Origin of the sequence: Methylobacillus flagellatus KT, assembly GCF_000013705.1 — a bacterium.
Taxonomy (GTDB): Bacteria; Pseudomonadota; Gammaproteobacteria; order Burkholderiales; family Methylophilaceae; genus Methylobacillus; species Methylobacillus flagellatus.
Map to the genome: position 1 here is coordinate 1,787,133 of NC_007947.1, position 26,193 is coordinate 1,813,325.

The following is a 26,193-nucleotide window of genomic DNA, read 5'->3' on the forward strand; positions in this document are numbered from 1 at the left end:
ATGTATATATACGACGAAATTGACCAGGCCATCGTAGACGAGCGTGTCAAACAGTACCGTGACCAGACTCGCCGCTTTCTTGCGGGAGAGCTGAGTGACGAGGAATTCCGTCCGCTGCGTCTGCAAAATGGCCTGTACATCCAGCGTCATGCCCCAATGCTACGCATTGCAGTCCCTTACGGCATGCTGTCTTCCAGACAGCTGCGCAAGCTGGGCGACATTGCCAAGCGCTATGACCGCGGCTATGGCCACTTCAGCACCAGGCAGAACTTGCAATTGAACTGGCCCCAGCTGGAGGATGTGCCCGACATCCTGGCAGAGCTCGCCACTGTGCAGATGCATGCCATCCAGACTTCCGGCAATTGCATCCGCAACATCACCACTGACCAGTTTGCCGGCGTAGCGCCTGACGAAGTGGTCGATCCGCGCGCCATTGCGGAAATCGCCCGCCAATGGAGTACCTTCCACCCTGAATTCGCTTTGCTGCCGCGCAAGTTCAAGATTGCAGTATCGGGCACCAAGCAGGATCGCGCCCTGATCCAGACACACGATATCGGTCTGGAGTTCTATCGCGACCAGGAAGACAAGATCGCCGTTCGCGTCTGGGTCGGCGGCGGTCTTGGCCGTACCCCCATTCTCGGTTCCGTCATACGCGAGCATCTGGAATGGCAGCACGTACTGACCTATTGTGAAGCCATTATTCGCGTCTACAACCTCCATGGTCGCCGCGACAACGCCTACAAGGCGCGTATCAAAATTCTGGTCAAGGCACTGGGTATCGAGGAATTCCGCCGCCAGGTGGAAGAGGAGTGGCAGTACCTCAAGGACAGCCCGAATACCATCACCGAGGCTGAGCTCGCCCGTGTGAGCAAGTATTTCACGCAGATGCCCTATGAAACGCTGTCGGATCATGATGCCGGCTTTGATAGCGCAATTGCGAGCAACCCGGCGTTCGCTGCCTGGGTCAAGCGCAACACCCATCCACACAAGCAGCCCGGCTACCGCGCCGTCACCCTGTCGCTCAAGTCGCATGGCCGCCCGCCCGGCGACATCACCTCTGAACAAATGCATATCGTCGCGGATCTGGCCGATGAATACAGCTTCGGCGAAGTGCGGCCTTCGCACGAGCAGAACCTGATCCTGGCCGACGTCAAGCTGTCAGACCTGTACTCCCTGTGGGAGAAAGCACGGGCGGCAGGTCTGGCCACCCCCAACATCGGGTTGCTGACTGACATCATCTGCTGCCCTGGCGGGGACTTCTGCGCACTGGCCAATGCCAAGAGCATCCCGATCGCAGAGGCCATCCAGATGCAATTTGACGACCTGGACTATCTCTACGATATCGGCGAAATTGAACTGAATATCTCTGGTTGCATGAATGCCTGCGGCCACCACCATGTGGGTCATATCGGTATTCTTGGCGTCGACAAGGATGGTTCCGAATGGTACCAGGTCACGCTGGGCGGCAAGCAAGGAAACGATGCAAGCATCGGCACCGTGCTCGGTCCATCGTTCGCTGCCGAAGAAATGCCTGGTGTCATCCAGAAGCTCATCGATGTCTACGTGCGCGAGCGTACCCCGGAAGAGCGCTTCATCGACACGGTACGGCGCATCGGCGTTGCCCCGTTCAAGACCCATGTTTACGGCGAGAAGAAAAAGGAAGTCGCACATGCCTGATCATCGCTCCAACCTCATCCTGAACAACGCTATCGTCGAGGACGAATGGACGCTGGTCACCATGCCAGCGGGCGAAGAAGTGGTCAAGAAACAAGCCGGCAAGGTCGTGCTGTTCAAACTCACTGGCGAAACCAGCTACACTCCCGAGCAAATCGCCAATACCGTCATTCCAGCGAGCGGGAAGATTCTCGTGCCGTTGGCGGTATGGCGCGAACGCAAAGCCGAGTTGACAGCCCGGCATGCTGCGGGCGAGCTGGGTGTATGGCTTGCCACCCACGAACTGCTGGAAGACTTGATCGCTTCCGTGGAAGACATCAACAGCTTCCCCCTCATTGCCGTGCATGTGGAACGCTTTGCCGACGGACGCATTTTCTCGATCGGCAACCTGTTGCGCACGCGCTACCACTACAAGAACACCCTGCGGGCGTTTGGTGACGTCCTGCGTGACCAACTGTTCTTCCTCAAGCGCTGCGGATTCAACAGCTACCTGATCCGTGCCGACCGCTCGGCGGAAGACGCCCTGGCCAGCCTGCAGGACTTCAGCCAGCCATACCAGGGCGCCGTCGACGAGCAATTGCCTGTTTGGCGCCGCGTGAACCGGCAACCCGTTGCACAATAATCCGTACGCGGGCCGGCGACCACGACCAGTCGGCCAGCTTTGCATGTTGTAGTTTTGCTTTAGGAATCCTAACTGGAGATGTGAGCTGACAGACAGCAACAGTTTCAGCACAAAATCGATATGACGACCTTGAATCAACACACCCTTTCCCATCTTGACTGGCTGGAGGCCGAAGCCATCCACATCCTGCGCGAAGTGGCAGGCCAATGCTCCAATCCGGTATTACTGTTTTCCGGCGGCAAGGATTCCCTGTGCATGCTGCGCCTGGCGGAAAAAGCCTTCCGCCCAGGTCGCTTCCCCTTTCCGCTCATGCATATCGACACCGGACACAACTATCAGGAAGTCATCAATTTCCGCGACCAGCGCGCCGCAGAACTGGGTGAGCGCCTGATCGTGCGTTCGGTGGAAGACTCCATCAAGCGCGGCAGCGTGGTATTGAAATCGCCGGATGAACCCCGCAACAAGCACCAGTCCGTCACCCTGCTGGAGGCAATCGAGGAGTTTGGCTTCGACTGCTGCATCGGCGGCGCGCGGCGCGACGAGGAAAAAGCCAGGGCCAAGGAACGTATCATGAGCTTCCGTGACGAGTTCGGCCAATGGGATCCCAAGAACCAGCGTCCGGAATTGTGGAACCTCTACAATGCCCGCACGCACAAGGGTGAAAACATCCGCGCCTTCCCGATTTCCAATTGGACAGAAATGGATGTCTGGCAATATATCGAGCGAGAAAAGCTGGAACTGCCCAGCATCTATTTTGCTCACAAGCGCGATATCGTGATGCGCAACGGCGCCATTGTGCCCGTCAACGTGCCATTAAGTAGTGGTGAAGTCATCAACCAGCCCAAGCCCGGCGAGGAAATCATCAATATGCAGGTCCGTTTCCGCACCGTTGGCGACATCACCTGCACTGCGCCTGTGCCCAGCGACGCAGATTCCGTAAGCAAGATCGTGCTGGAAACCGCCACCACCACCATCACTGAGCGCGGCGCGACTCGCCTGGACGATCAGACGTCGGATGCCTCGATGGAGCAACGCAAGAAGGAAGGCTACTTTTAAGCCGTTACACAATGCAGATAAACGGCCTGATGCATCAGCCGCCCAACCAACCAGCTGAACAGCGACAAGTTTAAAGAGTATTGAAGATGTCAAAACTAGAAAACCTACCTGCGCACAACGACAGTCTGTTGCGCTTCATGACCTGTGGTAGCGTGGATGACGGCAAGAGCACACTCATTGGCCGCCTGTTGTACGACACCAAGACTATTCTGGCAGACACCCTGACCCAGATCGAGCGCACATCGCAGAAGCGTGGCATGGAATCAGTTGATCTCTCCCTGCTGACCGACGGCCTGCAGGCAGAGCGCGAACAAGGAATCACCATCGATGTGGCCTACCGCTATTTCAGCACCGGCACCCGCAAATACATCATTGCCGACGCGCCGGGCCACGAGCAGTACACGCGCAACATGGTCACGGCCGCCTCCACCGCCAACCTTGCCATCATCCTGATCGACGCACGCAAAGGTGTGCTGACCCAGACCCGCCGCCACTCCTACCTGGCGCAACTGGTGGGCATTCCGCACATCGTGGTCGCGATCAACAAAATGGACCTGGTAGATTATTCTCAGGCCGAATTCGAGCGCATCCGCGCCACTTATCTCGAATTCGCAGAACAGATCGGCCTGCAGCGCAATGGCCGCGATATCCACTTCGTACCCATGTCCGCGCTCAACGGCGACATGATCGTCGATCGCGGCACGGCCATGCCCTGGTACCAAGGCCCGACCGTGCTCGAGTTGCTGGAGTCGGCACCGCCCGCGCATTCCGAACGCACGGAATCCTTCCGCTTCCCGGTGCAATTCGTTTGCCGCCCGCATGCTTCTGATAATCCGGAGCTGCATGACTTCCGCGGCTTCATGGGGCGTATCGAGTCTGGCAATATCGCCGTGGGCGACGAGGTGATCGTGCTGCCTTCCGGCCTGAGCTCACGCGTAAAGGCCATCCAGCTGGGCGACGTGGCATTGCCGCATGCCATCACCGAGCAGTCCGTCACCATCCTGCTTGAGGACGAGATCGATATTTCCCGCGGCGACATGATTGTGAAGAAAACCGATGTCCCGGCACCAGTCAAGCAGCTGAACGCCATGGTGTGCTGGTTGTCCGAGACCCCACTCTCCCCCGCCCGCACCTATATCATTCGCCATACGACGCGCGAATCCAAGGCCAAGGTGGCCAGCATCGCTTACAAGATCGATGTCAACACTACAGAACAGCTGGCAGCCGAAGGCAGCCTGAACATGAATGATATCGCCAGCATCAGCTTTAAGCTCGCGCAGCCCTTGATGGTTGACCCTTATGCAGTCAACCGTGCCACCGGTTCCTTCATTATTATCGATGAGTCTACCAACAACACGGTGGGCGCGGGAATGGTACAGGCCTGATTTCTATTGGTAAAACCAAACAGCCTTATTATTAAAATCAATAAATACCGTATTTGATATCGCTTATAATTCCAGCATTATATTAAGTAATGCTAATACCCACAGAGGAATATAAATGGCATACGTAGTAACCGAGAACTGCATCCAGTGCAAATATACCGATTGCGTCGATGTTTGCCCGGTGGATTGTTTTGTTGAAGGCCCTAATTTCCTGGCGATCAATCCGGACGAGTGCATAGATTGCACCCTGTGCGTCGCGGAATGTCCTGCCGAAGCCATCTTCTCCGAGGATGATGTACCTGAAGACCAGCAGGAATTCATCGAACTGAACGCGCGCCTCGCGCAGATATGGCCATCCATTACCGCCCGCAAGGCGCCTTTGCCTGATGCCGATGCCAACAATGGCGTCCCCGGCAAACGCAGCTTGCTGATTGAATAGCATAGAACCCTGCTCCCGCAATAAAAAAGCCCACTGACGCGTGGGCTTTTTTATTGGATGGTATTTGGATGAAGCGCTTCAAACCTGAGTCAAGTTGCGGATCGGAACCTCAGGATTCACATCGGCTTCATAGTCTACGCCCTCCACACCAAAGCCAAACAGGCGCAAGAAGTCTGACTTGTATCCTTTGAAATCAGTCAGCTCATACAGGTTTTCATCTGTCACCTGATCCCACAAGGCTGCGACTTCCGCCTGGATGTCAGGCGCCAGCTCTTTATAATCCGCACGCAGGCGGCCTTCCTCATCCATGATAGGGTGGTCGTTATAAAGGCTGTCACGGTACAAGCCATCGACCTGTTCAATGCAACCTTCATGCGTGCCTGCCTTCTTCATCACCTTGAACAACAGGGAGAGATAGAGAGGCATCATCGGAATCGCCGAGCTGGCCTGCGTAACCAATGCCTTGAGCACGGCCACACGGGCATCGCCGCCTCTGGCAGCTAGCTGTTCGCGAATCTTCAGCACACGCTGATCCAGGTCCTTCTTGGCCGCGCCTATGGTGCCGTTCCAGTAGATATCGTGCGTGATCTTCTCGCCGAGGTAGGTAAAAGCTGTGGTCTTGGCGCCATCCGCCAACACGCCTGCCTGGTCTAGCGCTTCTATCCACATCTGCCAATCCTCGCCCCCCATCACAGCGACGGTATTGGCGATTTCCTCTTCCGTGGCAGGCTCGATCACGTTTTCCTTTATCACTTCCTTATCGGTATCCAGTCCGCGCTGGCGCAGGGTCTTGCCTATGGGTTTAAGTGTGGAGTTGTAAACCTGGCCGGTCTTAGGGTGGGTACGGCGTGGTGCGGCCAGGCTGTAAACCACTAGGTCGACTTGGCCAAGGTCGCGCTTGATGATATCGATGGTTTGCTGTTTCACGGCATCGGAGAACGCATCGCCATTGACGCTACTGGCATACAGCCCTTCAGCTTCCGCAAACTTGTGGAACGCCGCGGAGTTGTACCAACCTGCCGTGCCTGGCTTGTTACCCTCCCCCGGCCGCTCCAGGAATACGCCGACGGTGGCAGCACCGCTCGCAAATGCGGCACTAATACGTGCAGCCAGCCCATAGCCAGTGGAAGCCCCAATCACCAAGACGCGTTTGGGGCCGTGGAAAGGACCTTGCGCCTTGACATAATCGATTTGCTGTTTGACATTGACTTCGCAGCCTGTCGGGTGTGCCGTGACACAAATAAAACCGCGCACGCGGGGTTTGATTACCATGGGAACCTCTCGAAATTTCGGCAGCCGTGCTGCCTGATTGAATGCAGTTCAGGCCAGGATGGCCGATCAAGCTCGGTATTATAAAGGGCCGGCGCCTTTATTGCTCGGGCAATCCTTCATCGGCATGCGCACTCGTGAACAACCTGGTTCGCCTGGTAGCAAGCCAGCCTAGAAGCAAATAGCCCAGCATCGCCAAGGCCAGGCCGGCCGGGTGATGCCACACCAGGGGAGCCACCAATCCGGCGGAAAGCGTCGACAGCAACATTTGCATGAACACCTGCCCGGACGCTGCCGTACCGCGGATGCGGGGGTGGCAGTCCAATGCGCTGATCGAAAGTAGTGGCATTGCAAGCGCAAGCCCAATATTGAACAAGGCGACAGGCAAGATATTCAGCGCTGCATGGATAAAAGGCAATAAGCTGACAGCAAGATTCAGCACCGCCATTGTGGACATCCACCCATAGGCAAAGCGCAATATGTGCTGTGCGCCATACTTGCCCGCAGCGCGCTTGGCCAGCCATGACCCGAGCACCGTGCCGCACACCGTGGGAATGAACATCCAGGCGAATTGCTGTGAGCTTAAGCCAAGGTGCTGAATGAGGAATACCGGGCTGGCCAGCACATAGAGGAAGAATGCCGAGAAATTTGCCCCGATCGCCAATACCAACAGGCTGAACTCACGGTGGCTGAAAACCACCTGGTAATTACGGCATACATTTGCCACCGACAATGACACACGCCTTTCCTTCGGCATGGTTTCAGGCAGGTACCTCGCCGCCGCAAGTGCGATCAATAGCGCATACAGCGCAAGGAAGGCGAAGATCGCCTGCCAGTGGATACCGAGCAGCCAGCCGCCGATGATGGGTGCCACTGCAGGAGCGATGCCGAATAGCATCTGCACCGTTGCCATGGCGCGCTGCGCCTCCACCCCTTGGAACAGGTCGCGTACCATCGCACGCGCCACCACGTTACCGGCGCCAGCAGAAAGCCCCTGCAGAATCCTCATGGCCCATAACGTCTCGACATTGGGCGCCAGCATGCCGCCAATCGAGGCAAAGATAAAAATGACCAGCCCCCAGCGTATGGTCGTGAGGCGCCCTATCGCATCGCTGATAGCGCCATGGAACAACGTCATCAACGCATAAGGCAGCAGATACAGGGTTAGACTGTGCTGGATTTCCACGGTGGAAGCGCCAAGGTCACGCTCCATCATCGGAAAAGCCGGCAAATAGGTGTCAATCGCAAACGGCGCCAGCGCCGTCAAGCCTGCAAGCACATAGACCAGAAAGATGGAATGGCGCATGTTCTCCGTCGAGCCTTGCCAGGACTCGCCCGGCAAAAATCTCAAGGATATCGTCTAACGGTAAATATGGCTACGATTGTAGGGGTAATCCATCACGCCTTGCGCATCGGGCTTGCCTGCCACGATCTGGAACAATGCCAGCCAGTTATGATCGAATGCAAACGCCGACCCGGCCATGTAGATGCGCCATATCCGGTATTTGCGTTCCCCGATCATGGACAAGGCCTGCTCGCTGTGCTGCTCCAGTCGCTCCACCCACTCCCACAGCGTCTTGCCGTAGTGGGGGCGCAAGTTCTCCGCGTCCAACGGCTCCAGGCCGGACATGGAAAGCTCCGCCAGCACATTGGAAACATGTGTCAACTCGCCACCGGGAAAGACATACTCATCAATGAACTCGGAAATGCCGCTCCCCAACCCGCTGCTCTTCACTGCCACCGAGGTAATACCATGGTTCATGACTAGCCCCCCGGTATTCAACAAACTGTAAATCTTATCGAAATACACGCGCAAGTTCTTGCGGCCAACATGCTCGAACATGCCGACGCTGGCAATCTTGTCGAACGTCTGATGCGCAGGCAGGTCACGATAATCCATGAGCCTGACCTCCAACCTATCCTGCCAGCCGCGCTCCTCTATCATGCGTTGCACATGGGCATGCTGGTTGTCGGACAAGGTAATGCCTAGCGCCTTGACGCCATAATGCTCGACTGCATGCGCGACCAGGCCGCCCCAACCACAACCAATATCCAGAAAAGTTTCACCCGGCTTCAGCATGAGCTTGCGACAAATATGGTCGAGCTTCTTTTCCTGCGCCAGGTCCAGGTTTTCGTTACCATCAGCGAAATAAGCACAAGAATAGACTCGGCGGCGATCCAGCCACAGCCCATAAAAATCGTTGGAAACATCATAGTGGTAATTGATATTGCGGCGATCCTGGCTGCGGGTATGGCGCCACCACCGCCAGTCCTTGCGCGTTTCGGCATCGTTGCGCGCATCGACGCCGCAATAGGCCTGCCCCAAAGACAAGATATCTTGTGCTTTTCCCTGCAAATCCATCCAGCCCTCGACATAGGCACGCGCCAGTCCACCCAATGTCGGCTTGGCCAGCACGGCCAGAACCTTGGCATCATTCACCAGAATAGCCACCTTGGCATCCGCATCCCCTGCAATCCGTTCACCGTTCCAACTCACAGATACGGGCAACCCGGCTACACTCTTCTGGATCTGGTTTTGCAGCAGCGCACTGAACATCCATTACCTCCATGATAAGCATTCGATTTTTTATAAGCCATCCCGTATTTCGCCATCAGGGCAATCAGAGATGGCTCCCCATTTGGCTTGACCAATGTAAACGGAACGGCGCTTTGTTACAATAAGTCACTTACCTTACATCGGCCTCGGCCGATCCATCAATACGGAGCAAAGCATGCAACTGGACTTGGCAAACATCAACGCAGAATGGGGACACGACGCACAAAAGCTAGTGGAATGGGCGCTCGGCCTGAACAAGAAAGCCATCGTCACGACCAACTTCCGCCCTTTCGAAGCTGTCATCCTGCACATGGTCACCCAAGTCCAGCCCGATACGCCCGTCATCTGGATGGACAGCGGCTACAACACCGAAGCAACCTACCGCTTTGCCGACGAAGTCACGCGCCAGCTCAACCTCAACCTGAGCATCTACCTCCCCAAGCGCTCCCGCGCGCATAGGGAGGCCGTGGACGGACCTGTCCCGGCACTTGATGACCCGCGCCACGCCGCATTTACAGAAGAAGTCAAACTGGAACCCTTTGCACGTGCCCTGCGTGAAACCGCGCCTGAAATCTGGTTCACCGCCCTGCGCGCCACCGATACCGCCGTACGCGCCCAGATGGACCCGGTCAGCATTAACCCGGACGGCTTGATCAAGGTAGCGCCCTTGCTGCATTGGAGTTCAAAAGACTTGTACCAGTACCTGACCGCCCACAACTTGCCAAACAATTTCGACTACTTCGATCCAACTAAGGGCGAGGAAAACCGCGAGTGCGGCTTGCATTTGTCACACTAAGCCTCTAGTGCTGAAATAGACAAGGGAGCTTTCGCTCCCCTTTTGCCTTGGCTAGGGCAATGCGTGAAATTCTTCCACCAGTTCACGATTCTCGCCCTCGATCAACTTGCGGGAGTTCTTGTCGTTGCGGAACAAGATAGGCTGCGCTTGCAGATAGGGATTTTGCGCGTTGGCGATGGCTTCGTCGATCAAATGCCGGTGCGGTGACTTAGTGCACACCGGGTCGGCCGCCTCGGCGTCTCCTGAGAGCAGGAAGGCCTGGCAGCGGCAGCCGCCGAGGTCCTTCTCTTTTTCAGGGCAGCTGCGGCAGGGTTCTTTCATCCAGTCGTCGCCACGGTATTGATTGAAGGCGGGTGACTCTTCCCATGCCCATTTCAAGCCATTAGCCTTGACGTTGGGAAAGCTCATATTGGGCAACACCCGCGCCGAGTGGCATGGCAGCACGTCGCCATTGGCGGTGACAATCATGAACACCTCGCCCCAGCCGTTCATGCATTTCTTGGGACGGTTGGAGAAATAATCGGGGACCACGAAGAATATCTTCATTTTGTTGCCGACTTTTTCACGGAAAGCATTGGTGATGGCCTCGGCCTCGTCAATCTGCTCCTTGGTTGGCATGAGCTGGCTGCGGTTGACCAGGGACCAGCCATAGTACTGGGTATTCGCCAGTTCGACGAAATCCGCCCCCAGCGCTTCCGCCATCTCGAGGATTTCCTTGACGTGCTTGATGTTGAAACGGTGGATCACGACGTTGAGCACCATGGGATAGCCGTGCTCCTTGATCATGGCCGCCACTTTTTTCTTCAGCTCGAAGGTGCGGGTGCCGGTAATGAAGTTGTTGATTTCCTCGGTGATGTCGTGCATGGAAAGCTGGATATGGTCCAGCCCGCCGGCCTTGAAGGCGCTGATGCGCTTTTCGGTGAGGCCTACGCCGGAGGTAATGAGGTTGGTGTAATACCCAAGGCTGCTGGCCTCGGCAACAATGTCCTCAATATCGTCCCGCAAGAGCGGCTCACCGCCGGAAATGCCCAGTTGCAACGCGCCGAGCTTGCGCGCATCGCGCAAGACTTGTATCCATTGCTCGGTGCTCAGCTCGTTCTTGGTGTGCTTATCATAATCGGTGGGGTTGTAGCAGAAGGCGCAATGCAAGGGGCAGCGGTACGTCACCTCGGCCAACAGCCACAAGGGCTGGGTGTTGGTCTTGGAGGCGGCAACGCCGTTGTTTTGTTGAATCGGTGTACTCATGTTTTTTGCTCCTTCCGCAATGCGCCTGCCACAGGCCGCCAATTGAGCGTTAATTAAGCACGTTTTTCCAGCCAGGCCTTTTCCACCGCCAGGTCCAGCATGGCGATCACGTCGGACTCAATGTCCCCCACGTCAGGAAAAGCGGCCCGCACATCGGCCACGATATCAGCGACGCTGCGCCGGCCATCCACACGCTTGATGACTTCGCCCGCCCCGCCGTTGAGTTTGATCATGCCCTCAGGAAACAGCAGCACGTAGCATTGTTGGGCCTCTTCCCACTGGAATCGGTAATGACGTGCGATGGCATAGACATCGCCCGCGGAGACGACACGGGCGTGATGGACCTTATCGTGGCTGTCTGAGATAGTCGACATGTTGTTCTACCTTGATGTTGGTTGAGGCAAGCATAATGGCATCGGCAATGACCCACAGCACATCCAGCTTGAATTGCAGAATATCCAGTGCCTTTTCTTGCAATTCACGGCTCTGGCTGAAGTAATCCAGGGTCACGGCGAGCCCTTGCTCGACATCGCGCCTGGCTTCGGTCAGGCGCTTCTTGAAATAGGTCAGGCCCTCTTCCTTAACCCAGGGATACATGCTGGGCCAGGAGCTGATGCGCTGTTGATGGATGTGCGGCGCAAACAGTTCGGTCAGAGAGGAACAGACGGCCTCCTGCCAAGGGCGCTGCTTGGCGAAATTGACATAGGCATCCACTGCGAACCTGACACCGGGCGCGACAAACTTGAGGGACGTCACGTCCTCGCGACTCAGGCCGACTGCCTGGCCGAGCTGTATCCACGCCTCGATGCCACCGACGTTATTTGCATCCCCGTCATGGTCAATGATGCGTTGGATCCATCCCTTACGGATTTCCTTGTCCGGGCAGTTGGACAGAATGGCCGCATCCTTTTGCGGGATGCTGATCTGGTAATAAAAGCGGTTGGCGACCCAGCACTGCAATTGCTCGCGGGTGAGCTTGCCTTCATACATCATCACGTGGAACGGGTGGTAGATATGGTATCCCCTACCCTTGTCGCGCAGCTTCTGCTCGAACTCTTCGCGTGTCCAGGGAATATTATCTGTCAGTGGTGCATTCATCTCGCTCGCTCCTAGAGAATAATGTCCATGCCGTCGTAGGCGACCTCGATACCGCGCCTGGTCAATTCAACACGTTCGGCAGAATCTTCCCGCAGTATGGGGTTGGTGTTATTGATATGGATCAGCACGCGCCGCGCACCGGGATAGCCATCCAGCACCTCCATCATGCCGCCGGGGCCGGACTGCGGGTTATGGCCGATGTCGCGAGCCTTCTTGCTCATGAGGCCCATGTCGAGCATCTCGGTATCCGTCCAGAACGTACCATCCACCATGATGCAGTCTGCCTGCTCCATCAGAGCGGGCAGGTGGGGCTCGATCTCGCCCAGCCCGGGTGCATAGAATGCCTTCTTGCCGTTATTGAGGTCTTCGATCAGCACGCCGATGGTATCGCCCGGATGGGGATCGTGACGGTGCGGGGAATACGGCGGCGCAGCACTTTTCAGGGCAACGGCGGTAAAGCGTAAGCCAGGCGCGTGCTCAACGCTGAAACTGTGTTTCCCGTCAATTGGGATGTCGTGGCGGTTCACGCCGCAATAATGATCGAGAATGTTGAGCAAGGGGTTGCCGGTGGTCAGGTCCTGGTACACCATGTCGGTACAGTAAATCTCGCGCTTGACCTGGCCCTCGCGTAGCATCAGGAGACCCGTCGTATGGTCGATTTGTGCATCGATCAGCACGATGCCCACGATCCCGCTATCGCGGATCGCGCGGCCGGGTTGCAATGGGGCAAATTCCTGAATTTGCTGCAGAATGTCGGGGGAAGTGTTGAACAGCACCCAGTTGATGCCGTCGGCACTGACGCAGATGGATGACTGCGTGCGTTTTTTTGCCTTGATCGTGCCTTTGCGTAGGCCGTCACAATTCGGGCAGTTGCAGTTCCATTGCGGGAAACCGCCGCCTGCTGCCGACCCTAGAACATGAATATGCATATCAGCCTTTTGTAGAATTCGATTTTTGCTGATGAATTGCCGGGAACCTCGGTTCCCGGCGATCACGTCACTTACAATCGCTTAGCGATTGCAAACGTACATAGTGACTTCAAAACCGAAACGCATTTCAGTGACTTCTGGCTTGGTCCACATCATACTTCTCCTTTAAATTGAATTGATTTGATATCGCTGCCGCCCGGCAAACAAGCCTGACAGCAACGTGAGTGCATTGTGCAATGAGGAAGTCGGGTGAAACAGTGCGAAAACACCGAAAGTCATCTCATGATTATCATGAGTTGACCGAGCAGAACCAAGCCGCGATCAAGGCTGGAAGTAATCAGGCCTCTTGCGAGGCCTGATCATGGAGGATGATTACGTACGCGTTTTCAATATCTGTTCAAGCACTTCGAGGAAGCGCGCATTTTCCGCATGCAAGCCGATGCTCACGCGCAGGTAGTCCGGCATGTCATATGCCGCGACCGGTCGCACGATCACGCCGCGCTTGAGAAGCTGCTGATAAACCTCCGCAGCCTGGGCCACATGGAAGCTCACGAAGTTACCGTATGAGGGAATATAGCTTAAACCCAGCCGCGCCAGTCCTTCGGTAAGCTGCTGCATACCGGCCTGGTTCAGCGCATAGCTGCGCTCGACAAACTCGTCATCTTCCAATGCGGCCACTGCCGCCGCCTGGGCAACGCTATTAACATTGAACGGCTGGCGTACCCGGTTCATCAAATCCGCAACCCCGGGCGAGGTGACGCCAAAGCCGACGCGCAGGCCTGCCAAGCCGTATGCCTTGGACAAGGTCCTGGAAATCAGCAGGTTATCGAACTCGGCAAGCCAGGAAAACGCCTCGGACTTGAGCTCTGCGGCAAGATACTCGTCATACGCTTCATCCAGCACCACCAACACCTGCCGGGGCACCTTGGCAAGGAAGTCGCGCAAGGCCGGCTTGCTAAGCAAGGTGCCAGTCGGGTTATTGGGATTGGCAATGAAGACGATACGAGTCTTGTCCGTAATGGCCGCCAGCATGGCATCCAGGTCATGGCCGAAATCCCGGGCTGGCACGCTGATGCCGCTCGCCCCCGTGGCTTGGGTCACCAAAGCATAGACGGCGAACGCATGCTGGGCGTATACCGCTTCAGTCCCCGGTGTCAGGAACGCACGGGCGGCAAGCTCAAGAATATCATTCGAGCCATTGCCGAATACCAGTTGATCCGGTTGCAGCTTGAATTTGCGGCACACGCAGTCGCGCAAGGCAAAGCTATTGCCATCAGGATAGCGGGCGATATCCTCCAGTGCATCCTGCATGGCTGCATAGGCCTTGGGACTGACACCCAACGGATTTTCATTGGAGGCCAGCTTGATGATGACCCCCGGCTTGAGCCCCATTTCCCGGGCAAGCTCGGTAATCGGCTTCCCTGGCTGGTAAGGCGCAATCGCGCGAATGTTGGACGGCGCAAAGTCATACAGCCTGGTCACAGTAGGTTTCCTTTTAACACGACATTGAATCTGGAATCTGGCCCTCAAGCATAGCTCGTGGAGCGCCTGCTCTCGCGCTTGGCGTCATACATGGCATGATCCGCGCGCCTGATGACGTCTACCGCGGAGGCATCCCGGTACGGAAAGACGCAGATACCGATGCTGGCGGATAGGTCGCGGATCGGCGGCAAACCATCCAGGATGATGGGCGCGAGGAACTGCCGCTTCAGTTTTTCAGCCAGGACCTCCGCAGCTTCCGCGCTACCAATATCCCGCGCCAGCACGAAGAATTCGTCGCCACCCAGCCTTGCCAGGGTATCAGCTTCGCGCATGGTGTACTTCAGGCGCGTCGCCACTTCCTTCAACACAATGTCGCCTATGAGGTGGCCATAGGTATCGTTGATCGGCTTGAATCTATCCAGGTCGATGAACAAACCGGCACATATCTGGTTGTTGCGGACGGAGAAGTTGATCGCCTGTTCGATGCGGTCAAGCAGCAACTCACGATTAGGCAGCCCGGTCAGGCGATCATGCAGCGCCCGCTCCTGCTGACGCTGGCGCTCATTGTCCAGGTCCTTCTCGCGCAAGAACAGCTCCCGGCTTTGCTTCTCGGACACATAGCTTGCAAAGCCGCCCACCACATTCGCGGAAAGGATGAACACGTCATAAATGAGCACCTGAAGTAACGGCAACGGCCTCAGGAACAGAAACATCACGTTGAACACCAGGAACAGCAAAATGCCAACCAGAGTCGAATAAAAAAACCGCAGTCCCGAGAAGGTGTAAGTCCAGAACACCATGACCACTAGGCCGGTGTAATAAAAATTGATGGCCGCCACCGGCATGTAGCTTACCTGGGCCAACAAACCCAGGCCGCTGAACAGGGCGACCACCCCCAGGAACAACTGGTTGTATTTGAGGAAATGCCGGTAGAAGGAAAGCCAGAACACTGCGAAAAACAGCATCACGACCATAGCACGGATGTACCAGACGTGGACAAAGGCATCCGGCTTGACGAACAATGGATCGAGCAAGCCATAGAGCATCATCATGACGGCTCCGACCACCAAGGCCAAGCGCGAATGCCTGCGCAAGCTGGAAATGGCATGCAGCTGATACAGCGCTTCCAGGCGCTCGTTCTCGAAGCTCAGTGTCCATTTGCGTAGCGAAGCAGACCATAACAAGTTCTGGCTAATCGGCATACTTCCCTTTCAATGACAGCTTACAAAACCCGGCACACTATTTCTTCGCTTGCAGGATCACCTGGGCAATACCTTATGCCAGGCATTTGCCAGCGCGACTAGATCATATAACAGCAACAGGATAAGAACCCAAGATTTTGAACATGGAGGCACGTTGCTCAAGCTCATGCAGGGCCCTTGCGACAGCGGGATCCTGATAATGTCCTTTGATATCAACAAAGAACACATAATCCCATATCCCAAGCTTGGAAGGCCGCGAGCCCAGCTCCGTCATATCCACGCCATGCTCGGCAAGGGGCGTCAGCAGCCCTACAATGGCGCCCGGCACATTTTTCGTGGCCAGCAGCAGCGAGGTCTTGTCCTGGCCTGAGGGGGCTGCCTCATGCTTGCCAAGCACCAGGAAACGTGTCACGTTCTTCGGATCGTCTTCAATGTTCTCGGCCAGGATATCCAGGCCGAAGATATCAGCGGCGCGCCTGCCAGCAATGGCCACGGCAAATGCATCCTGTGCGGCCAGCTCCGCTGCCTGGGCATTGCTGCCAGTACTCACGCGCTCAACACCGCCCAGATTGAGGTTGAGCCACTCATGGCACTGTCCCAAAGATTGGGCGTGGGAATAGATACGCCGGATTTCCCCGTCGGCATGCCTGCGACGAAGCAAGCAATGATGGATAGGTAGAGCAACCTCACCACAGATATGCAGACTGGTGGTCGTGAGCAAATCCAGTGTGCGGCCAACCGCACCCTCGGTGGAGTTTTCCACAGGCACCACGGCATAATCCGCATTGCCGGATTCGACCATGCGGAACACCTCATCAATCGACATACAGGGCTTGGGATTATTCAGGCCACCGAACTGCTTGATGGCAGCCTCTTCACTATATGTGCCTTGCGGTCCCAGAAAAGCTACTGAAAGCTCGCGCTCCAACGCACGGCAATTGGACATCACGCTACGAAAAATCGCGGTCACTGCCTCTGCAGACAACGGACCGGTATTCTTTTCCAATAGTCGGCGTAATACCTGGGCTTCGCGCTCGGGACGATAAATCGGCCCCTCGCCCTTGAGCTCACCGATCTCCCTTGCCAAGGCAGCCCGGGCATTGATTAGCTCGAGCAATTGCTCGTCGATCGCATCGATCTGGTCGCGGCAACCTTTCAGAATATCACTCATGCGACCCCTCTCTTAACCGTGAGCGCGCTCGAAATCCTGCATGAAGGCAACCAATGCCTGCACTCCCGCCAAAGGCATGGCATTGTAAATGGACGCACGCATGCCACCGAGCAATCGATGGCCCTTGAGCTGCAGCAAGCCACGTGCTTGTGCCTGCTTGAGAAACTCGGCATCAAGCGTGCTATCCTTGAGCGTGAACGGAATGTTCATGCGCGAGCGGTTCTCCAGAGCAATCGGCGAGTTGTAGAAATCGGTGCTATCGAGATAGTCGTACAGTAATTCAGATTTCTCGATATTGAGTTTTTCGATGGCCGCCAAGCCGCCTTTGGCTTTGAGCCACTTGAAGACGAGGCCGGCAATATAGATACTGTAGGTGGGCGGCGTGTTGTACATCGACTCATTATCTGCATGTACTTTGTAATTGAACATGGTCGGCGTGCCAGGCAAGGTTTCGCCGATGAGGTCCTCACGAACGATGACGATGGTCAGTCCGGCGGGGCCGATGTTCTTCTGCGCGCCAGCATAGATGAGGCCATACTGGCTCACATCCACAGGACGGGAAAGGATGTGCGAGGACATATCCACCACCAGGGGCACCTCTCCCACCTGCGGTGTCCAGAACATTTCCAGCCCACCTATCGTTTCATTCGACGTGTAATGCAGAAAGGCAGCATCGGGATTCAACTTCCATTGCGATTGCTGCGGCACCTGCCGGTATTGCTGCGGGGCAGCGGAAGCCACGATGTTGACCTCACAGTACCGGGAAGCCTCTTCTATTGCTTTCTGCGCCCAGATACCAGTATCCAGATAATCCGCCGTTTTCTTGCCGCGCAGTAAGTTCATGGGAATCATGGAAAACTGCGCATGCGCACCACCCTGCAGGAACAGCACCTTGTAATTGGCGGGGATCCCCATCAGCTCGCGCAAATCGGCTTCAGCCTCTTGTGCAATCGTGATGAACTCCTTGCCACGATGGCTCATTTCCATCACGGACATGCCGGAACCATGCCAGTCCAGCATCTCTTCGCTGGCTTGCTGCAATACTTCCTTCGGAAGCACTGCAGGCCCGGCAGAAAAATTATAGATTTGCGTCATCGATACTTACCTGGCCTTATTCATCGACAGCTTCGTTGTCATCATCTGTCTCTACAACCTTTTCCAACCCAGAAAGCTTTTCACCTTCGCCCAGATTGATCAAGGTCACGCCTTGAGTAGCACGGCCAAGCTCGCGGATTTCCTTTACGCGGGTACGAATCAGCACGCCGCCAGTCGTGATCAACATGATCTCGTCATCATCGCCCACCAGGCGCGCACCAACCACGATGCCATTACGCTCGCTGGTCGCAATCGCTTTCACGCCCTGCGTACCGCGCCCGGAGTGACGGAAATCGGCCAGGACGGTACGCTTGCCATAGCCATTTTCAGTAGCAACCAGCACGGTTTGCTTATCGTTATCCGCGATCAGCAAGGAAATCACCTGCTGTTTGCCCTGTAACTTCATGCCGCGGACGCCGCGCGCAGCACGGCCCATTGGCCGCACATCCTCTTCATCGAACCAAACGGCCTTGCCCCCATTGGATACAAGGACAATATCGTTCACGCCATTGGTGACTTCAGCCCCGATGAGGTAATCGCCGTCATCCAGGTTCAACGCAATGATGCCGGAGCGGCGCGGATTGGAGAATTCGGTCAATGCAGTCTTCTTTACCGTCCCCTTGGCAGTTGCCATGAAGACAAAGTGGTTCTCGTCGAACTCCTTGACAGGCAGGATAGCATTGATCTTCTCGCCGTCTTCCAGCGGGAACAGGTTGACGATAGGCTTGCCGCGGCTAACGCGGCTGCCTTGCGGCACTTCGTAAACCTTGAGCCAGTACACGCGGCCGCGGCTGGAGAAGCACAGGATGTAGTCGTGCGTATTGGCCACGAACATCTTGTCGATGAAGTCATCTTCCTTGGTGGCGGCTGCCTGCTTGCCACGACCACCGCGGCGCTGGGCACGATATTCCTCCAGAGGCTGCGACTTCACATAGCCGGTATGCGAGAGTGTCACCACAACATCCTGTGGCGTAATCAAGTCTTCCAGCGACAAATCTTGTGCGTTATGCACGATTTCACTGCGGCGCTTGTCGCCAAACTGGTTGAGGATGGCGGTCAGTTCCTCCACAATGATTTGCGTCACGCGTTCCGACCGGGCGAGGATATCAAGCAGGTCGGCAATGACATCCATGATCTCCTTGTACTCATTGACGATCTTGTCCTGCTCCAGGCCGGTCAGGCGCTGCAGGCGCATTTGCAGGATTTCCTGAGCCTGCACATCAGAAAGCTTGTAGCCATCCGGAGTCAACCCGAAATTGACGGCCAACCCCTCCGGCCGCGACGCTTCCATGGCAGCACGCTTGAGCATTTCCTCCACCACAGGCGACTTCCAGGTGCGCGCCATCAGCTCGCGCTTGGCTTCCGGCGGTGTCGGTGCAGCCTTAATCAACGCAATCATTTCGTCGACATTCGCCAATGCAACAGCCAAGCCTTCGAGCACATGGCCGCGCTCGCGCGCCTTGCGTAATTCGTAAACGGTACGGCGCGTTACCACTTCGCGGCGGTGGCGCAAGAACGCTTCCAGCATCTGCTTGAGGTTGAGCAGGCGCGGCTGGCCATCCAGCAAGGCCACCATATTCATGCCGAAGGTGTCTTGCAGCTGGGTCTGCTTGTAGAGGTTGTTGAGCACCACCTCGGGGACTTCGCCGCGCTTGAGCTCAATGACGACCCGCATACCCGACTTGTCGGACTCGTCGCGCAAGTCAGAAATGCCTTCGATTTTCTTCTCGTTGACGAGTTCGGCTATTTTCTCGACAAATGTCTTCTTGTTAACCTGGTATGGCAGCTCGTCCACGATCAACGCCTGACGGTTGCCCTTTTCCAGGTCTTCGACATGCGTGCGGCCGCGCATAACGACGCGTCCTCGACCTGTGCGGTAGCCCTCTCTCACGCCAACCGTGCCGTAAATGATGCCTGCAGTCGGGAAATCAGGGGCAGGGATGATCTCGATCAGCTCATCCACGGTTGTTTCCGGATTCTTGAGCAGCGCCAGGCAGGCCGCAATGACTTCATTGAGGTTATGAGGCGGAATATTGGTTGCCATGCCCACTGCAATACCGGAACTGCCGTTGATAAGCAGGTTCGGAATGCGCGCAGGCATGATCAGCGGCTCATGCTCGGAACCATCGTAGTTAGGACCGAAATCCACAGTTTCCTTGTCGATATCCGCCAGCAACTCATGCGCGATGCGCGCCATGCGGATTTCGGTGTACCGCATCGCAGCGGCATTATCACCGTCCACAGAACCAAAGTTGCCCTGACCATCCACCAGCATGTAGCGTAGGGAGAAATCCTGCGCCATACGCACAATGGTGTCGTACACCGCAGTATCGCCATGAGGGTGATATTTACCAATGACATCGCCGACAATACGGGCGGATTTCTTGTATGGCCTGTTCCAGTCATTGTTGAGCTCATGCATTGCAAAGAGGACTCGACGGTGCACAGGCTTAAGGCCGTCTCGCACATCCGGCAGTGCACGCCCTACGATGACGCTCATGGCGTAATCGAGATAGGAGCGACGCATCTCGTCTTCGAGGCTGATAGGGAGGGTTTCTTTGGCGAACTGATCCATTATTTTGCTATCGGCTTTAAGATGGCTTAAAGCCATGGATTCTAGCACGATAAGCCCAGCAAAGCATGCCGGGATTTAGTGCTTGAGCTGGCAAAAGATTGCCGCATTGACGCCGTCGGCAGGCATGAGCCAAGATTGACATCAACCTCGGCAATTGCAAGAATTGCATAGGAATTTACCCGAAGTTGCTTTAGGCTAATGGGTTTCTGAAACTAAACTTAACGATAAAAGGAGAAAGTACATGGCCGTTTTAGTTGGCAAGCCAGCACCTGACTTCACTGCTGCTGCAGTACTGGGTGACAATTCGATCAAAGAGGACTTCAACCTTTACGAGCATATCAAGGGCAAGCCCGCCGTCATCTTCTTTTACCCACTTGATTTCACCTTTGTCTGCCCTTCCGAACTGATTGCCTTCGACCATCGCCTGGAAGAGTTCAAGGCGCGTGGCATTGAGGTAATCGGCGTTTCCATCGACTCGCATTTCACCCATCTGGCATGGAAGAACACCCCGGTCGACAAGGGCGGTATCGGCAAGGTCGGCTATCCCTTGGTAGCAGACATCCGTCACGAGATCGCCAAGGCTTATGATGTGGAGTCCGATGGCGGTGTCGCCTACCGCGGTTCCTTCCTGATCAACAAGGAAGGGATTATTGTGCATCAGGTCGTCAATGACCTGCCTCTGGGCCGCGACATTGACGAAATGCTGCGCATGGTCGACGCGCTGCAGTTTTTTGAAGCCCATGGTGAAGTCTGCCCAGCAGGATGGAAAAAAGGCAAGGCTGGCATGAGCGCTTCCCCTGAAGGCGTTGCCAAGTATCTGGCAGAAAATGCGGCTTCCCTCTAAGTCGTCAAGCTAATGCGCTAGCAATAAAAAACGGGACATGAAGTCCCGTTTTTTTATTGCTTCCAGCACCAGGCATAATGCTTATTAGTGCGCCTGATGCCTGTGAGTGGCAATGCAATGAGCATCTGGCCGACCACGCATTACCTGCATGGTCACTCCTCCATCAGGGCCAGACACCCTAGTCGTCCCGGGCCACAATACACCATTGCTGGTGCTATCCTTTCGGTCGACTCGTGCACTTGCCCAGTACGTGCAGGATCATGCTTTTACTCGTTGAACTTCTTGCGTGCCTCGGCAATGGCATTCTTGATAGCTTCCCAAGCCTCGTCACTGCCTTTCTTGAGTTCTTTCCAGGCTTCCCCTGCCGATGCCTGGATTTCACTCAGCTTTACCTTGGCCTCTTCGCGTTTTTCCTTCAACGCGGCAATTTGCTCTTCGTATTTGGCGCGCAACTCTACATCGGCCTTGCGCACCTTGGCTTCCAGCACGTCAATATCTGCACTCCACTCATCGAGCTGTGCTTTCAATTTTGCAACGTATTCATCTTTCAAACTCATATTTTTCTCCTTATCATCAAGTCCATACGATATTCATTATGACAGGATTACGCGACAATAGTGCCCTTGTTTTAATCCTGATGACCAAGCCAGGCAAGGTCGGCCTTGATGTCATCGATGTGTTCCAGTCCAACAGCAATGCGCACCAACCCATCCCCGATTCCCGCCGCTGCCCGGGCTTCCGCACTGACACGGCTATGGGTTGTCGTTGCCGGATGCGTAATCGTGCTTTTCGCATCACCAAGGTTCGCGGTAATGGAAAGCATTCTGGTGGCATCGATCAAATGCCAGGCCGCAGGCTGGCCACCTTTGACGTCGAATGACACGATGGCGCCGCCGCTCTTCTGTTGCTTCTGCGCCAGCGCATATTGTGGGTGGGACGGCAGACCCGGGTAATACACGCGTTCGACACGCGGCTGCTGCTCCAGCCATTGAGCCAATGCCAAAGCATTGCGCGCATGCGCCTCCATGCGCAAATGCAACGTCTCTAACCCCTTGAGGAACACCCAGGCGTTGAATGCACTCATGGTGGGGCCAGCCGTGCGTAGAAAGCCGTACACCGGTTCCAGCACATCTTTGCGGCCCAATACCGCACCGCCCAGGCAACGACCCTGTCCGTCGATATACTTGGTGGCAGAATGCACCACGATATCTGCCCCGAGCGCCAGCGGCTTCTGTAATGCAGGTGTGCAAAAGCAGTTATCCACTGCAAGCAACGCTCCGGCCTGGTGCGCAATCTCGGCCACTACTGCAATATCGCAGATTTCGGTGAGCGGATTGGAAGGTGTCTCCAGGAAGAACAGCTTGGTATTGGGCTTGACCGCCGCTGTCCATGCTTCCGGGTCAGAAAGCTGGACGAAAGTGGTCTCCAGCCCCCAGCGCTTGAGGATATTGCTGAACAATTGTACCGACGTGCCGAAGATGCTGCGCGAGGCAACGACATGATCGCCAGCGGAACACACGCCCATGACGCATGCCAGAATGGCAGACATGCCGGAAGAAGTGGCCACGCAAAACTCCGCCCCTTCCAATGCCGCCAGCTTGTTCTGGAACATGCTGACGGTAGGATTGGTAAACCGCGAATAGATATTGCCCGGCTCCTGGCCGCCAAAACGTGCAGCTGCCTGCGCAGCATTTTCGAATACGAAACTGGATGTCAGGAACATGGCCTCGGAATTTTCCCCGAATGGGGTGTGCTCACTACCCGCACGCACACCCAGTGTTTCTGCATGCCATTCATGCTGACTCATACATCTTACCTTCCCGCCCGCTCTCGGGCTCAATGACAAAAAGGACGGGCATAAAAAAACCCGCTGTAGCGCTTGGGCTAAAACGGGTCTTTATCAATATCAACTCGCTTTAGCAGTATTTATATTGCGCCCGCAAGCTGAGTGCTACTTCTCCTCAAATCGGCGCATGGATTGATATTAGTCCCGCCATGGGCCGGCGTCAACTATACCAGCTCCTCCTCTTCGGTCCCGACAAGATTGAGATCAAGCTGGGTAATCGAATTGGCCGGACGCTTTTGCGCAGCCCCGTCGCCCCGTACCGATTCTGCACACGCCAGATAGGCTTCGTCGATATCACCGGTAATGTACTTGCCGTCAAAACAAGAGCAATCAAATACCTTGATGTCAGGGTTGCTCTTCTGCACGGCAGTGATCAACGCATCTAGGTCCTGGTAGATCAAGGCGTCTGCGCCGATTTCCGCACAGATTTCCTCATCAGTGCGACCTGTGGCCAATAGTTCACTGCGCGAAGGCATGTCAATGCCATACACATTGGGATAACGCACTGGGGGCGCAGCGGAGGCGAAAAAAACCTTGCTCGCTCCGGCATCGCGCGCCATCTGCACGATCTGCCGGGAGGTGGTACCTCGTACGATAGAGTCATCCACCAGCAGCACGTTCTTGTCCTTGAACTCCATGCCGATGGGATTGAGTTTCTGGCGTACCGACTTCTTGCGCAAGGCCTGCCCCGGCATGATGAAGGTGCGACCAATATAGCGGTTCTTGATGAAGCCTTCACGATAAGTGAGGTTAAGCTTATTCGCCAGCTCTAGTGCGCTCGGGCGGCTGGTATCCGGGATCGGAATCACGACGTCGATCTTCAAGTGCTTCCACTCGCGTGCGATCTTGTCAGCAAGGCTTTCGCCCATATGTAGGCGAGTCTGATAGACGGAAACGTTGTCGATCACAGAGTCAGGACGAGCCAGGTAGACATACTCGAAAATACAAGGAGACAGTTGCGGTGACTCGGCACATTGGCGCGAGAAGAAATTACCATCCAGATCGATGAAGATCGCCTCCCCTGGCGCTACATCGCGCACTAAAGTAAAGCCCAGCACATCCAGCGCCACGCTTTCAGAAGCCACGATGTATTCGGTGCCCTGCTCAGATTCGTTCTTGCCGATGACCAGCGGACGGATGCCATACGGATCGCGGAATGCCAGTAAACCGAAATTCGCAATCATGGCCACTACGGCATACGCGCCGCGGCAGCGCTTGTGCACCCCAGCCACCGCCTCGAAAATCATGTCGGTGTTAAGAACCGCGTTGTGTGATGAGGTCTCGATTTCATGGGCGAGCACGTTCAGCAACACTTCGGAATCGGAGTTGGTATTGATGTGGCGCAGATCCTGCCTGAACATTTCCTGCTTGAGCTGTGCAGAATTGGTCAAATTTCCGTTATGACCCAGCACAATGCCAAATGGGGAGTTCACATAGAAAGGCTGGGCTTCAGCGGCGGATGAGGAACCCGCAGTAGGATAGCGAACATGGGCAATCCCCGCATTTCCAATCAGGCTGCGCATATGCCGGGTGCGGAATACATCCTGCACCAGGCCATTGTTTTTATGCATGAAAAAGGTATTGCCATCGCAAGTCACAATACCTGCAGCATCCTGGCCACGATGCTGCAGAACCAGCAGTCCATCGTAAAGCAGCTGGTTGACTGGGTTTTTACCGACTACACCGATAATTCCACACATGAGCTATATGCCTTAGAAACGAAAATCCGGGAATGACTAGACAAGCCATTGGCTTCAATCTAGTCGTATTTAATATGTTTTGCAATATCCTGCGGGAGCCACGGCAAAATACCCAACACCATGGCCTCCAGTGGCGCACTGAACATGGCGTTACGCCATCGTGGATCCTGTGGCAGCGAGGTCAGCCCGGCCAGTAGCACAAGTGTCAGCACAATCAGCAAACCGCGGACACAACCGAAGAGGACACCCAGGCAGCGATCAAGCGCACTCAACCCTATGGCCTTGAATACCTGAGCAATCGCTATCGCCAGCAAGCTACATACCAATAATGCAGACAAAAACAAAATCAAGAAAGCTGCAAGAAACTTCAATTCTTCCGCCGGGATGGAGTCAGGCAGCATCATCGACACCTCCACGGTATACAGCCTGGCCACCACGAATGCAATGACCCAGGCTGCCAGCGCCAGCACCTCGCGCACAAAGCCGCGCATCATGCTGAGCAGGACAGAAGCGCCCATAATCACCATCACTGCATAATCAAAACCAGTCATTATTATTTATTGGTGATGATCATCCCGGACAAACCAGCCGCCTTGACTTTCCCCAATGCCTGCTCGGCAGCTTCTCGGCTGGCAAAAGGCCCGACGCGCAGACGAGTCTTATCGCCGCTGGCCGTAGCAATGATTTCCGTATACGATTTCAAGCCCTGGCTTGATAACTTGTCCTGCAAACTCTTGACGTTGATCGGGTCGGAAAATACGCCAATCTGCACCAGAAAGCTGCCTGCCGTGGTGGGTTTGGCATCCGCGGGCCGTTGTTTGACGGGCTCGGCTTTTGGAGCAGCGGGCTTGACTTCAGGCTTGGCAGTTTCCTTCTTTACGGATTCTTGACTCGGGGGCTGCACAGGTGCGGCCTCCAAGTCAGGCTCTGCTTCCGGCAGTTCCGGCGCAGACAATATAGGCTCGGAAACAATCTCCTCTACAGGTTCACCCTGAGGAGCTACCTTGGAGGCGAATTCAGGTCCGTCCTGGCTAGGAATATTGATTGCAATTTCATTGGGTGGGATCTTGCCATGACGGTCATCTAGCACCATTGGCAGGATGGTGACCATCAGCAGCACCAGCGCAATGGCCCCTACCAACCGCCTGCGTGCGCGTTTCTTGAACTGAAGTTCCTGATCACTTGACTGGTCAGATGCCATCAAAATC

Annotated in this window: 25 protein-coding genes; 7 read left to right on the forward strand and 18 right to left on the reverse strand. The window is 55.6% G+C overall.

The features are described 5' to 3' along the window. From MFLA_RS08560 to fdxA, 5 genes are all read left to right on the forward strand, one after another. Nucleotides 1–1,677, forward strand: a complete 1,677-nt coding sequence (locus MFLA_RS08560; protein ID WP_011479893.1) for a nitrite/sulfite reductase — start codon at nucleotides 1–3, stop codon at nucleotides 1,675–1,677. Then, nucleotides 1,670–2,296: a DUF934 domain-containing protein gene (locus MFLA_RS08565; RefSeq protein ID WP_011479894.1), complete on the forward strand. Its 627-nt coding sequence runs from the start codon at nucleotides 1,670–1,672 to the stop codon at nucleotides 2,294–2,296. The genes MFLA_RS08560 and MFLA_RS08565 overlap by 8 nt, the downstream gene beginning before the upstream one ends. Nucleotides 2,297–2,416: 120 nt before the next feature. Further along, complete coding sequence (gene cysD, locus MFLA_RS08570; protein ID WP_011479895.1) at nucleotides 2,417–3,352, forward strand: sulfate adenylyltransferase subunit CysD; 936 nt, start codon at nucleotides 2,417–2,419, stop codon at nucleotides 3,350–3,352. Between the two features lie 86 nt (nucleotides 3,353–3,438). Continuing rightward, a complete protein-coding gene (gene cysN / locus MFLA_RS08575; protein ID WP_011479896.1) occupies nucleotides 3,439–4,737 on the forward strand; it encodes a sulfate adenylyltransferase subunit CysN in 1,299 nt (432 codons plus the stop codon). 115 nt (nucleotides 4,738–4,852) lie between these two features. Beyond that, nucleotides 4,853–5,176, forward strand: coding sequence for a ferredoxin FdxA (gene fdxA, locus MFLA_RS08580; protein WP_011479897.1), 324 nt, complete (start codon nucleotides 4,853–4,855; stop codon nucleotides 5,174–5,176). Between the two features lie 78 nt (nucleotides 5,177–5,254). Here the strand turns inward: fdxA and fabV are convergent, their stop codons facing one another. The 3 genes from fabV to MFLA_RS08595 form a co-directional block, all read right to left on the reverse strand. Further along, on the reverse strand, nucleotides 5,255–6,448 hold the full coding sequence (gene fabV / locus MFLA_RS08585; RefSeq protein ID WP_011479898.1) for an enoyl-ACP reductase FabV: 1,194 nt from the start codon (nucleotides 6,446–6,448) through the stop codon (nucleotides 5,255–5,257). 97 nt (nucleotides 6,449–6,545) lie between these two features. After that, entirely contained in the window at nucleotides 6,546–7,751 is a 1,206-nt protein-coding gene (locus MFLA_RS08590; protein ID WP_011479899.1) for a multidrug effflux MFS transporter, read from the reverse strand. Between the two features lie 54 nt (nucleotides 7,752–7,805). After that, a complete protein-coding gene (locus MFLA_RS08595; protein WP_011479900.1) occupies nucleotides 7,806–9,002 on the reverse strand; it encodes a class I SAM-dependent methyltransferase in 1,197 nt (398 codons plus the stop codon). Between the two features lie 175 nt (nucleotides 9,003–9,177). On the opposite strand from MFLA_RS08595, the gene MFLA_RS08600 reads away from it, so the two are divergent. Then, nucleotides 9,178–9,798, forward strand: coding sequence for a phosphoadenosine phosphosulfate reductase family protein (locus tag MFLA_RS08600; RefSeq protein ID WP_011479901.1), 621 nt, complete (start codon nucleotides 9,178–9,180; stop codon nucleotides 9,796–9,798). Nucleotides 9,799–9,849: 51 nt separating this feature from the next. Here MFLA_RS08600 and pqqE read toward each other — a convergent pair whose 3' ends face one another. The 10 genes from pqqE to gyrA all read right to left on the reverse strand — a co-directional run bounded on the left by pqqE (nucleotide 9,850) and on the right by gyrA (nucleotide 20,595). Continuing rightward, a complete protein-coding gene (gene pqqE, locus MFLA_RS08605) occupies nucleotides 9,850–11,043 on the reverse strand; it encodes a pyrroloquinoline quinone biosynthesis protein PqqE (protein ID WP_011479902.1) in 1,194 nt (397 codons plus the stop codon). Between the two features lie 53 nt (nucleotides 11,044–11,096). Next, complete coding sequence (gene pqqD / locus MFLA_RS08610) at nucleotides 11,097–11,417, reverse strand: pyrroloquinoline quinone biosynthesis peptide chaperone PqqD (RefSeq protein WP_048811656.1); 321 nt, start codon at nucleotides 11,415–11,417, stop codon at nucleotides 11,097–11,099. Further along, complete coding sequence (gene pqqC, locus MFLA_RS08615) at nucleotides 11,389–12,141, reverse strand: pyrroloquinoline-quinone synthase PqqC (RefSeq protein ID WP_011479904.1); 753 nt, start codon at nucleotides 12,139–12,141, stop codon at nucleotides 11,389–11,391. The genes pqqD and pqqC overlap by 29 nt, the downstream gene beginning before the upstream one ends. An 11-nt stretch (nucleotides 12,142–12,152) precedes the next feature. Continuing rightward, complete coding sequence (gene pqqB, locus MFLA_RS08620) at nucleotides 12,153–13,070, reverse strand: pyrroloquinoline quinone biosynthesis protein PqqB (RefSeq protein ID WP_011479905.1); 918 nt, start codon at nucleotides 13,068–13,070, stop codon at nucleotides 12,153–12,155. 81 nt (nucleotides 13,071–13,151) lie between these two features. Further along, complete coding sequence (gene pqqA, locus MFLA_RS15000; protein WP_081774944.1) at nucleotides 13,152–13,223, reverse strand: pyrroloquinoline quinone precursor peptide PqqA; 72 nt, start codon at nucleotides 13,221–13,223, stop codon at nucleotides 13,152–13,154. A gap of 219 nt (nucleotides 13,224–13,442) precedes the next feature. Continuing rightward, the gene (gene hisC / locus MFLA_RS08625; protein WP_011479906.1) at nucleotides 13,443–14,552 is read right to left on the reverse strand and encodes a histidinol-phosphate transaminase; all 1,110 of its coding nucleotides are present in this window, start codon (nucleotides 14,550–14,552) and stop codon (nucleotides 13,443–13,445) included. Nucleotides 14,553–14,596: 44 nt separating this feature from the next. Further along, entirely contained in the window at nucleotides 14,597–15,754 is a 1,158-nt protein-coding gene (locus tag MFLA_RS08630; RefSeq protein ID WP_011479907.1) for a GGDEF domain-containing protein, read from the reverse strand. Between the two features lie 103 nt (nucleotides 15,755–15,857). Continuing rightward, on the reverse strand, nucleotides 15,858–16,925 hold the full coding sequence (pheA, locus tag MFLA_RS08635; RefSeq protein WP_011479908.1) for a prephenate dehydratase: 1,068 nt from the start codon (nucleotides 16,923–16,925) through the stop codon (nucleotides 15,858–15,860). Nucleotides 16,926–16,937: 12 nt separating this feature from the next. Continuing rightward, nucleotides 16,938–18,020, reverse strand: a complete 1,083-nt coding sequence (serC, locus tag MFLA_RS08640; protein WP_011479909.1) for a 3-phosphoserine/phosphohydroxythreonine transaminase — start codon at nucleotides 18,018–18,020, stop codon at nucleotides 16,938–16,940. Nucleotides 18,021–18,036: 16 nt separating this feature from the next. After that, complete coding sequence (gene gyrA / locus MFLA_RS08645) at nucleotides 18,037–20,595, reverse strand: DNA gyrase subunit A (RefSeq protein ID WP_048811657.1); 2,559 nt, start codon at nucleotides 20,593–20,595, stop codon at nucleotides 18,037–18,039. Between the two features lie 241 nt (nucleotides 20,596–20,836). On the opposite strand from gyrA, the gene MFLA_RS08650 reads away from it, so the two are divergent. After that, nucleotides 20,837–21,439, forward strand: a complete 603-nt coding sequence (locus MFLA_RS08650) for a peroxiredoxin (protein ID WP_011479911.1) — start codon at nucleotides 20,837–20,839, stop codon at nucleotides 21,437–21,439. Nucleotides 21,440–21,705: 266 nt separating this feature from the next. Here MFLA_RS08650 and MFLA_RS08655 read toward each other — a convergent pair whose 3' ends face one another. The 5 genes from MFLA_RS08655 to MFLA_RS08675 form a co-directional block, all read right to left on the reverse strand. Next, nucleotides 21,706–21,996: a hypothetical protein gene (locus tag MFLA_RS08655; RefSeq protein ID WP_011479912.1), complete on the reverse strand. Its 291-nt coding sequence runs from the start codon at nucleotides 21,994–21,996 to the stop codon at nucleotides 21,706–21,708. Nucleotides 21,997–22,067: 71 nt separating this feature from the next. Next, the gene (locus tag MFLA_RS08660) at nucleotides 22,068–23,246 is read right to left on the reverse strand and encodes an O-succinylhomoserine sulfhydrylase (protein ID WP_011479913.1); all 1,179 of its coding nucleotides are present in this window, start codon (nucleotides 23,244–23,246) and stop codon (nucleotides 22,068–22,070) included. Between the two features lie 203 nt (nucleotides 23,247–23,449). Next, on the reverse strand, nucleotides 23,450–24,985 hold the full coding sequence (gene purF / locus MFLA_RS08665; protein ID WP_011479914.1) for an amidophosphoribosyltransferase: 1,536 nt from the start codon (nucleotides 24,983–24,985) through the stop codon (nucleotides 23,450–23,452). Between the two features lie 59 nt (nucleotides 24,986–25,044). After that, on the reverse strand, nucleotides 25,045–25,536 hold the full coding sequence (locus tag MFLA_RS08670; RefSeq protein ID WP_011479915.1) for a CvpA family protein: 492 nt from the start codon (nucleotides 25,534–25,536) through the stop codon (nucleotides 25,045–25,047). Nucleotides 25,537–25,538: 2 nt separating this feature from the next. Further along, nucleotides 25,539–26,186, reverse strand: coding sequence for an SPOR domain-containing protein (locus MFLA_RS08675; RefSeq protein ID WP_011479916.1), 648 nt, complete (start codon nucleotides 26,184–26,186; stop codon nucleotides 25,539–25,541). Nucleotides 26,187–26,193 lie beyond the last annotated feature (7 nt).